This window comes from Pseudomonas sp. FG13 (assembly GCF_057809755.1).
In genome coordinates this window covers 32,793-42,609 of the sequence record NZ_JBMDKO010000049.1, presented here as the reverse complement: position 1 = coordinate 42,609, position 9,817 = coordinate 32,793, and the positions used below count along the sequence as shown (strand labels likewise).

The following is a 9,817-nucleotide window of genomic DNA, read 5'->3' as shown; positions in this document are numbered from 1 at the left end:
ATCGCGAGCAGGCTCGCTCCCACAGGGGATCTGCGCCGGTCACAGAATGTGTGTCCACGGAAGACCCATTGTGGGAGCGAGCCTGCTCGCGATAGCGGTGGGTCAGCAAAGATGATGTTGAATCTAATGGCGCTGTCGCGGGCAAGCCTTGCTCCCACGGTGTTCAGTGGTGAATGGACTTCGTGACCACGCAGCTTTCCGGTGGGAGCAAAGCTTGCTCGCGATAGCGGCCGATCAGGCCCCTGCGCCAAACCGGTCACGGCTGTTGGTCAGATGCAGCCACATGGCGGCGCGGGCGGCGTCCGGGTCCTGGCGTTGGATGGCGTTGAAGATGGCCTCGTGTTCGAGGTTGGCCAACTGCGCCATTTTCCCCAGGTCAACCTGACCCCTTTCGGCCACGTTCACCCGAGTCCTGGGGATCATTGCGCTGCCCAGGTGCTGCATGACTTCGACAAAACAGGTGTTGTCCGTGGCCTCGGCGATGAGCAGATGGAAACGCCGGTCGGCTTCGACGCAGCTGTCGTTGTTGCTGAGCAACCGCTGGTAGTCATCCAGCGCCTGGCGCATCTGCTGCAAATGCTGTTCGCTGCGGCGTTGGGCCGCCAGGGCCGCCGCCTGGGTTTCCAGGCCCAGGCGCAGTTCCAGGATGCCCCGCACCCCTGCCGCGGTATCGACATTGAGGCGCAGCCCCGGCTCGCCGGTTTGCTCCAGCACGAAGGTGCCGATGCCATGGCGCGTCTCCACCAGCCCCGAAGCCTGCAACTTGGAAATCGCCTCGCGCACCACCGTGCGGCTGACGCCATGCTCCATCACGATGGCGCCTTCGGAGGGCAGCTTCTGTCCCGGTTTCAATTGCCCCAGCAGGATGCTCTGGCTGAGCTTCGCCACCAGATCATGGGCCAGATTGTGGGTACGTTTGCGCTGGGGCGCGTCGGTGTCTTGCATCGCCGGGGTTCCTCGAATACAGGCTGACTGATCCTACCACCGGCGGGCTGGAGCATGTACACCGTGGCAAGGGCAAACTTGTATGACAACACACCAAATATCAAGATTTCCTTGGCTATCCATTCAGTTGAAAGACCTCCTTCATGCAACCACCCACACGGCACAAACTGCTCTCAAGCTCCTTATAAACCAATAAATACGGCATAAGCAGCACCATCACCCTATCCAAACATCATGAAAAACAACTTGTCACCGAAAAAAATCAAGTTGTATGATGTCTATCAACATCGACACCTGCTCGATGCCCGCATAAAAACAATGAGTGGGAGAGAAAAACCAGTGAACACATCCAGCCTCAAGGCGAATGCCGGCGCGGATCCAGTGCTGTCGTCGGCCATTTCCAAGGTCAAGCGCCATATCCTGCCGCTGTTCGTCATCATGTTTATCGTGAACTACATCGACCGTGTGAACATCGGCTTCGTGCGTGCCCACATGGAGCACGACCTGGGCATCGGTGCGGCAGCCTACGGCTTCGGCGCCGGGCTGTTCTTCATCGGCTACGCCCTGTTCGAAGTCCCTTCCAACATCCTGCTGCAAAGAATCGGCGCGCGCATCTGGCTGACCCGCATCATGCTCACCTGGGGCCTGGTGGCAGCCGGCATGGCCTTCATCCAGAACGAAACCCACTTCTACATCCTGCGTTTCTTGCTGGGTGTGGCCGAGGCCGGTTTCTTTCCCGGAGTGATCTATTACTTCACCCGCTGGCTCCCCGCCGTCGAGCGCGGCAAAGCCATCGCCATCTTCCTCAGCGGTTCGGCGATCGCTTCGTTGATCTCCGGCCCATTGTCCGGATTGTTGCTGCAGATCAACGGCCTGGGCATGCACGGCTGGCAATGGATGTATTTCATCGAAGGGATGTTCTCTGTCGGCCTGTGCTTCTTCGTCTGGTTCTGGCTGGACTCCAAGCCCCACGATGCCAAGTGGCTGGACCGTGAAGAACAGGACGCACTGGTGAAAACCATCGATGACGAACAACGGGCCCGCGAAGCGGCGACCCCGGTCAAGTTGTCCATCGGCCAGTTGCTCAAGGATCGCCAGATCATCCTGTTCTGCCTGATCTACTTCTTCATTCAGCTGACGATCTACGCCGCCACGTTCTGGCTGCCGAGCATCATCAAGAAGATGGGCGACCTCAGCGACTTCCAGGTCGGGCTGTTCAACTCGATTCCCTGGCTGCTGTCGATTGTCGGCATGTACGCCTTCGCCTCGCTGTCGGCCAAATGGAAGTTCCAGCAAGCCTGGGTCGCGGCTGCGCTGCTGATTGCAGCGGCGGGGATGTTCATGTCGACCGTCGGCGGACCGATCTTTGCCTTCGTCGCCATCTGCTTCGCGGCCCTGGGCTTCAAGTCGGCGTCTTCGCTGTTCTGGCCGATCCCCCAGGCGTACCTGGATGCACGGGTGGCTGCCGGGGTCATTGCGCTGATCAACTCGGTGGGCAACCTTGGCGGGTTCGTCGCCCCGACGACGTTCGGCCTGCTGGAGGAGCACACCGGTTCGATCCAGGGCGGTCTCTATGGCTTGGCGGGCACGTCCATCATCGCTGCAATCATCGTCTTTGCCGCGCGCAATGTGCCCAAGCCCAAAACCGCCACGACACCGGCCAATCCGGTGGCCAGCCACGTCTGATCATTCGATTCGTTCAAGGATAAAAACAATGAATTCCCAAGAAACCAGCAAAGCCCCGATCATCACCAGCATGCAGATCGTACCCGTGGCCGGCCATGACGGTATGTTGCTGAACCTCAGCGGCGCCCATGGCCCGTTCTTCACCCGCAACGTCGTCATTCTCAAGGACAATGCCGGCCGTACCGGCGTCGGCGAAGTGCCCGGCGGCGAGCGCATTCGCCAGACTCTCGAGGACGCCCGGGCGCTGGTGGTCGGCAACCCCATCGGCACCTACCAGAAGATCCTCAACAGCGTCCGCCAGGCGTTCGCCGACCGCGATGCCGGGGGCCGCGGCCTGCAGACCTTCGACCTGCGTATCACCATCCATGCGGTCACCGGCCTGGAAGCGGCCTTGTTGGATCTGCTCGGCCAGCACCTGGACGTACCGGTCGCCGCCCTGCTCGGCGAAGGCCAGCAGCGCGATGAAGTGAAGATGCTGGGTTATCTGTTCTACGTCGGTGATCGCCAGCAGACCGACCTGCCCTACCGCAGCGAGCCGGATGCCGACAACGACTGGTTCCGAGTACGCCATGAGAAGGCCCTGGACGCCGCCGCCGTGGTGCGCCTGGCCGAATCGGCCCATACGCGCTACGGCTTCCAGGACTTCAAACTCAAGGGCGGCGTGCTCAGGGGCGACGAAGAGATCGAAGCGGTCACCGCCCTGGCCGAACGCTTCCCCCAGGCCCGCATAACCCTGGACCCGAACGGCGCCTGGTCGCTCAAGGAAGCCGTCCGCCTGTGCCGTGACCAGCACCGGGTACTGGCCTATGCCGAAGACCCTTGCGGTGCCGAGAACGGTTACTCGGGCCGCGAGGTCATGGCGGAGTTTCGCCGTGCCACCGGCCTGAAGACCGCCACCAACATGATCGCCACCGATTGGCGCGAGATGGGCCACGCCATCACCTTGCAGTCCGTGGACATCCCCTTGGCCGATCCGCATTTCTGGACCATGCAGGGTTCGGTGCGAGTGGCGCAGATGTGCAATGAGTGGGGATTGACCTGGGGCTCGCACTCCAACAATCACTTCGACATTTCCCTGGCGATGTTCACCCACGTGGCCGCCGCCGCGCCGGGTGACATCACGGCCATCGACACTCACTGGATCTGGCAGGACGGCCAACGGCTGACCAAGGCACCCTTGCAGATCCAGGGTGGCTGCGTGCAGGTGCCGAAGAAGCCGGGGCTGGGAATCGAGTTGGACATGGATCAGTTGGCCAAGGCCCATGAGCTGTACAAAGGCATGGGACTTGGGGCACGGGACGATGCGGTGGCGATGCAGTACCTGATTCCAGGCTGGACGTTCAACAACAAGCAGCCGTGTCTCGTGCGCTGATCTTCCTGTGATCCCCGGGAAGATCTGTATACCAGGCCTCACACATTGTGGGAGCGGGCTTGCTCGCGAAAGCGGTCTGACAGTCGACATCTTTGCTGACTGTCAGCCCCCTTCGCGAGCAAGCCCGCTCCCCCATTGGGCTAGGGCAAACTTAACGGATAATGCCGGAGGCTACCCCTCCGGCCGCAGGATCAACACCGCCAACGGCGGCAGGTTGAGTTCAAGGGACAAGGCCTGGCCATGGCTGGGCACTGGTTCGGTGGACGCACCGCCGCCGTTGCCGTAGTTGGAGCCGGCATAGGTGTCGGCATCGCTGTTGAGCAATTCCACCCAACGCCCGGCGAAAGGCACGCCAACGCGATAGGCCTCACGAGGCACCGGCGTGAAATTGGCGACCACTAGCACCGGCCGGCCCTCCTTGCTCCAGCGCAGCCAGGCGTAGACGCTGTTCATTGCGTCGTCGCCGATCAACCACTGGAACCCTTGGGGCGCGTCATCCTGATCGTGCAGCGCCGGCTCCTCGCGATAGAGTCGGTTCAGGTCGCCCACCAGCTTCTGCACCCCACGGTGTTCGGCGTATTGCGTCAGGTACCAGTCCAGTTGCTGGTCATGATTCCACTCGCGCCACTGACCGAACTCGCAGCCCATGAACAACAGCTTCTTGCCCGGATGGCCCCACATGAAACTGAGGTAGGCGCGCAGGTTGGCGAATTTCTGCCAGCGGTCGCCGGGCATCTTGTCGATCAGCGAGCGTTTGCCATGGACCACTTCGTCGTGGGAAATCGGCAGGACGAACCGCTCGGACCAGGCGTACACCAGGCCAAAACTCAGTTCGTTGTGATGATGGGCGCGATACACCGGATCCTGCTGGATGTAGTGCAGCGAATCGTGCATCCAGCCCATGTTCCATTTGTAGGCGAAGCCCAGGCCGCCCTGTTGCGTGCTCTGGCTGACACCGGGCCAGGCGGTGGACTCTTCGGCAATGACCAGCGCGCCCGGGGCTTCCAGGGCGACCACATCGTTGAGGTGGCGCAGAAAGTCGATGGCCTCCAGGTTCTCGCGCCCACCGTGGCGGTTAGGCACCCATTCCCCGGCCTTGCGCGAATAGTCGCGATACAACATCGACGCCACGGCATCCACACGCAGGCCATCGACGTGGAAATGCTTCAACCAGTGCAGGGCCGAAGCCAGCATGAAGCCGTGGACCTCGGTGCGTCCCAGGTTGTAGATCAGGGTATCCCAATCCTGGTGGAAGCCTTCCAGCGGGTTGCCGTACTCGTACAGCGCCGTACCGTCGAACTGGGCCAGGCCGTGGGTGTCGGTGGGGAAATGCGCCGGCACCCAGTCGAGGATCACGCCGATGTCAGCCTTGTGGCAGGCATTGACGAACGCGGCAAAATCATCCGGCGAGCCGAAGCGTGCCGTCGGCGCGAACTGCGACAGCGGCTGGTAGCCCCACGAGCCGCCGAACGGGTGCTCCATGATCGGCATCAGCTCGATGTGGGTGAAGCCCAGCTCCTTGACGTAGGGAATCAGCCGCTCGGCCAGCTCATGCCAGTTGTACTGCCGGGCCACCTCCCCGGCCTCGTCGATTTCGCATTGCCAGGAACCGGCGTGCAATTCGTAGATCGACAACGGTGCACTGGGGATCTGGCGTTCGCGACGGTGCTGCATCCATTCGCCGTCCTGCCACTCGATCTTCAACGGCGAGGCGACTTTCGACGCGGTGTCCGGAGGCATCTGGCTGGCCAGCGCCACCGGGTCGGCCTTGAGCGGCAGGATGCCGTGGGCACCGAGGACTTCATACTTGTAGGCTTCTCCAGCCCCCAGGCGCGGGATAAACAGCTCCCATACGCCCGACGGATAACGGATGCGCATCGGATGGCGGCGTCCGTCCCAGGCGTTGAAGTCACCGACCACCGACACCCGTCGGGCATTCGGCGCCCACACGGCGAACCGCACACCGTCGACGCCATCGACAGTGGTCAGTTGCGCCCCCAGGCAGGAACTGAGATCGCGATGATTGCCTTCGGCAAACAGGTAGAGATCCATTTCCCCCAGCAACGGCCCGAAGCTGTAGGGGTCTTCGGCCACCTGCTCGCCACCGGCCCAGCGGGTGCGCAGCAGATAAGGCTGGGCATGGTCGAAATGGCCGGCGAACAGGCCCGGCGTGTCGCCCAGCTGCAGCTCACCCAACTCCTCGCCGCCGTTGCGGGCGATCACGTGCACGCTCAGCGCACCGGGCAGGTACGCCCGGATGAACTGGCCGCCGTCACCGTCGCCATGGGACCCCAGGATGGAAAACGGATCGTGATGTTCGGCACGCACCAGCGCGTCGATATCACGGGGGGACGGCAGCAAAGACTCTTTGGCCTGTCCCTGTGGTTCCTTGTTCGAGACACTCATGATGCTCTCCACTAAATCGGTCCGCCCAAGTCGGAAAAGGGTTCAAGCCCACTCAATAACCCGTACAGACCGTGCAACGGCACGGGCAGCCAGGCGGGGCGATTCTCGGCTTCATAGGCCACTTCATAGGCCGCCTTCTCCAGGCCGAACAACGCCAGCGCGGCGTCTTCGCCTTCAGCATCCTTCCACTCATGAGCAAGACTAGCTGCCGCCAGTCGATATGCCTGGACAAATGCCTGGCGAGCCTCGGTCAAATAGCGATCGGCGACCCGTTGGCGCGCCGCGTCGGCGTCAGCCGTGCTGTCGACGGTGTGCAAGTGAATCGCCATGGCCGCCGCGTAATCGAAGGAGCGCAGCACGCCGCTGACATCCTTGTACGGGCTGTGCTTGCCCCTGCGTTCGTGCAACGGCCGAGCCGGTTCGCCTTCGAAGTCGATCAGGTAGGCGTCGCCCTTGATCACCAGCACCTGCCCCAGATGCAAATCGCCATGAACCCGGATGCGCAAACCACCGGCGGCCTTGCCGGCCAATTCCTGGACATGGGCCAGGACGGCTTTTTTCTGCTCCAGCAAGCGTGCGACCATGGCTTGGTCCGCCGGGTTCAATTGGCTCTGGTGCTGCTTGAGCAGACGCAAGGCATTTTCCACCTGGGCAGCCACGTCCCGGCCGATGGCCTGGGCGTCCTTGGCGGTGGTTTTCTGCGGGGTGAAGTGCGGGTTGTCGGTGGCCTGGGCCAGCACCTGGTGCATTTCGCCCAGGCGCTGGCCGAGCATGCCGGCAAAATCCTTCAACTCACCCAGGGCGTTGTAATGCTGCTCCTGCTCGGACACCGCATCGGCCAGCTCATCACGCAACGCACGTTCGAGGTTGTTCTGGGTCCATTCCCAGGCATCGCCCTGATTGCTCAGGTAGCCTTGGGCGATCATCAGCAGCGCATCCTCGCCCTCGCTGTCGCGGCGGATCACCGAACCCAGCAGCGGCGAAATATTGCTGAAACCCGCGGCGGTCAGGTAGGCGCTCATCTCCAGTTCCGGATGTACGCCGGAAGCGACCTTGCGGATCAGCTTGAGCACCAGGCTGCCGCCCACCACCACCGAACTGTTGGACTGTTCCGCGGACAGGTAACGCACCTCCGGCTCGGAACCCAGATTCAGCGCCGCCAATCCCTCGGTGGGTTCGAAACGTAACTCGCCATCGGCGTACGGCAGCACCGTGGCCGCCTGCATGCTGTTCAGCACGGCCCGGATGAAGCTTTCCAGGCTGAACGCATCGGTGATCAACCCCACCTGACGTACCCGGCGGACCCGGGACAGTGCCAGTTGTTGCGGTAGCGCCGCGCCGACCTGATCTTCGGCCAACAGGCCGAAAGGCAGTTGGTAACGCAGCGTCTGGCCGCCACTGGTGACGTCGATTTCGCTGAGCAGCACCGGATGCTGCGGATCACCGAAACGCACGCCATAGACGATGTCGACCTTCTCGATGGCGCTGTCCTTGCCGGCGAACCAGCGCCGGTTCTGCAGCCAGCTCGGCAGGATGGTTTGCTCCAGGGTGGTGCGCGATGGCGCTTCGAGCAATTCTTCCAGGCGTTTTTTCAAGACCAGGGTGGTGAAATCCGGCAGGCTCTGGGCCGGCTCCACGTGCCAGCTCGGCATCTGGTTTTCCGCCGCCAGGGCGAACCAATAGAAGCCATAAGGCGCCAGGGTCAGCAGGAAATTCAGCTGGCCGATGGGTGGGAAGGCATTGCCCCCCAGCATCTCAACCGGAACCATGCCCGCGTAGGTCGACAGGTCCAGCTCGGCGGCCTGGGCGCTGCGGGACACGTTGGCCACGCAGAGAATGATTTCATGCTTGCCATCCGGCCCGGTGTATTCACGGGTATAGGCCAGGATCCGCCGGTTGCTCGGCGACAGCATTTTCAGGGTGCCACGACCGAAAGCCTTGGACTGCTTGCGCACCGCCAGCATCCGCCGGGTCCAGTTGAGCAGCGAATGCGGATCGCCCGCCTGGGTTTCGACGTTGACCGACTGATAGCCGTACTGCGGGTCCATGATCGGTGGCAGCACCAGGCTGGCCGGGTCGGCCCGGGAGAAGCCGCCATTGCGGTCGATGGACCACTGCATCGGCGTGCGCACACCGTCGCGGTCACCCAGGTAGATGTTGTCGCCCATGCCGATTTCGTCACCGTAGTACAAGGTCGGCGTGCCGGGCATCGACAGCAGCAGGCTGTTGAGCAATTCGACCCGACGACGGTCGCGCTCCACCAGCGGCGCCAGGCGTCGACGGATGCCCAGGTTGATGCGCGCCCGACGGTCAGACGCGTAGTAGTTCCACAGGTAATCGCGCTCCTTGTCGGTGACCATTTCCAGGGTCAACTCATCATGGTTGCGCAGGAAAATCGCCCATTGGCAATTGGCCGGGATCTCGGGCGTCTGGCGCAGGATGTCGGTGATGGGAAAGCGGTCTTCCTGGGCCAGCGCCATGTACATGCGCGGCATCAGCGGGAAGTGGAACGCCATGTGGCATTCGTCACCGTTCAGGCCCTGGGCATCGACATCGCCGAAGTACAGTTGGGTGTCCTCCGGCCATTGATTGGCTTCGGCCAGCAGCATGCGGTCGGGGTAGTTGGCGTCGATCTCGGCGCGGATCAGCTTGAGGACATCATGGGTCTCGGGCAGGTTTTCGTTATTGGTGCCATCGCGTTCGATCAGGTAAGGGATCGCGTCCAGGCGCAGGCCGTCGATGCCCATGTCCAGCCAATAGCGCATCACCGACAGCACGGCCTTGATGACCTGCGGATTATCGAAGTTGAGGTCGGGCTGGTGGGAATAGAAGCGGTGCCAGAAGTACTGGCCGGCCACCGGGTCCCAGGTCCAGTTGGACTTCTCGGTGTCGAGGAAAATGATCCGGGTGCCGTCGTACTTGTGGTCATCATCGGACCAGACGTAGAAATCCCGCGCCTTGGAACCGCGCTTGGCCTTGCGTGCCCGCTGGAACCACGGGTGCTGGTCGGAGGTGTGGTTGATGACCAGTTCGGTGATGACCCGCAGGTTGCGCTTGTGGGCTTCGGCGATGAAGCGCCGCGCATCGGCCATGGTGCCGTAGTCGGGACTGACGCCACGGTATTCGGCAATGTCATAACCGTCGTCGCGCCGGGGCGATGGGTAGAACGGCAACAGCCAGATGGTGTTGACGCCCAGGTCTGCGATGTAGTCGAGCTTGGCGATCAGGCCAGGGAAATCGCCGATACCGTCGTTGTTGGAATCAAAATAGGATTTGACGTGTACCTGATAGATCACCGCATCCTTGTACCAGAGCGGGTCCTTGATGAACGTGGCTGACCGCGGTTTCTTCGCCATGTGCAACTCCTGATGAATTCAATAAAGCCGCTGGGACGGGCTTGCGCTGTTC

At 62.2% G+C, this 9,817-nt stretch carries 5 protein-coding genes; 2 read left to right on the top strand and 3 right to left on the bottom strand.

Annotation, left to right across the window (positions count from 1 at the left end; all coding sequences use genetic code 11):
• Positions 1–234: 234 nt before the first annotated feature.
• Entirely contained in the window at positions 235–945 is a 711-nt protein-coding gene (locus tag ACODTO_RS25395) for a FadR/GntR family transcriptional regulator (RefSeq protein ID WP_489107248.1), read from the bottom strand.
• A 318-nt stretch (positions 946–1,263) separates the two neighbouring features.
• Here ACODTO_RS25395 and ACODTO_RS25390 point away from each other — a divergent pair, with 318 nt between their 5' ends.
• Both ACODTO_RS25390 and gudD read left to right on the top strand, forming a co-directional pair.
• Positions 1,264–2,631: an MFS transporter gene (locus tag ACODTO_RS25390; RefSeq protein ID WP_139641882.1), complete on the top strand. Its 1,368-nt coding sequence runs from the start codon at positions 1,264–1,266 to the stop codon at positions 2,629–2,631.
• A 28-nt stretch (positions 2,632–2,659) separates the two neighbouring features.
• On the top strand, positions 2,660–4,003 hold the full coding sequence (gudD, locus tag ACODTO_RS25385) for a glucarate dehydratase (protein ID WP_489107247.1): 1,344 nt from the start codon (positions 2,660–2,662) through the stop codon (positions 4,001–4,003).
• 171 nt (positions 4,004–4,174) lie between these two features.
• Here the strand turns inward: gudD and glgB are convergent, their stop codons facing one another.
• Complete coding sequence (glgB, locus tag ACODTO_RS25380; RefSeq protein ID WP_489107246.1) at positions 4,175–6,409, bottom strand: 1,4-alpha-glucan branching protein GlgB; 2,235 nt, start codon at positions 6,407–6,409, stop codon at positions 4,175–4,177.
• A gap of 11 nt (positions 6,410–6,420) precedes the next feature.
• Positions 6,421–9,765, bottom strand: coding sequence for a maltose alpha-D-glucosyltransferase (gene treS, locus ACODTO_RS25375; RefSeq protein ID WP_489107245.1), 3,345 nt, complete (start codon positions 9,763–9,765; stop codon positions 6,421–6,423).
• Between the last annotated feature and the right edge of the window lie 52 nt (positions 9,766–9,817).

What these genes read in the sequence shown, in the direction of transcription:
- ACODTO_RS25395 (WP_489107248.1), bottom strand. Translation starts at nt 945, where the DNA reads ATGCAAGACACCGACGCGCCCCAGCGCAAACGTACCCACAATCTGGCC.
- glgB (WP_489107246.1), bottom strand. Translation starts at nt 6,409, where the DNA reads ATGAGTGTCTCGAACAAGGAACCACAGGGACAGGCCAAAGAGTCTTTG.
- treS (WP_489107245.1), bottom strand. Translation starts at nt 9,765, where the DNA reads ATGGCGAAGAAACCGCGGTCAGCCACGTTCATCAAGGACCCGCTCTGG.
- ACODTO_RS25390 (WP_139641882.1), top strand. Translation starts at nt 1,264, where the DNA reads ATGAGTGGGAGAGAAAAACCAGTGAACACATCCAGCCTCAAGGCGAAT.
- gudD (WP_489107247.1), top strand. Translation starts at nt 2,660, where the DNA reads ATGAATTCCCAAGAAACCAGCAAAGCCCCGATCATCACCAGCATGCAG.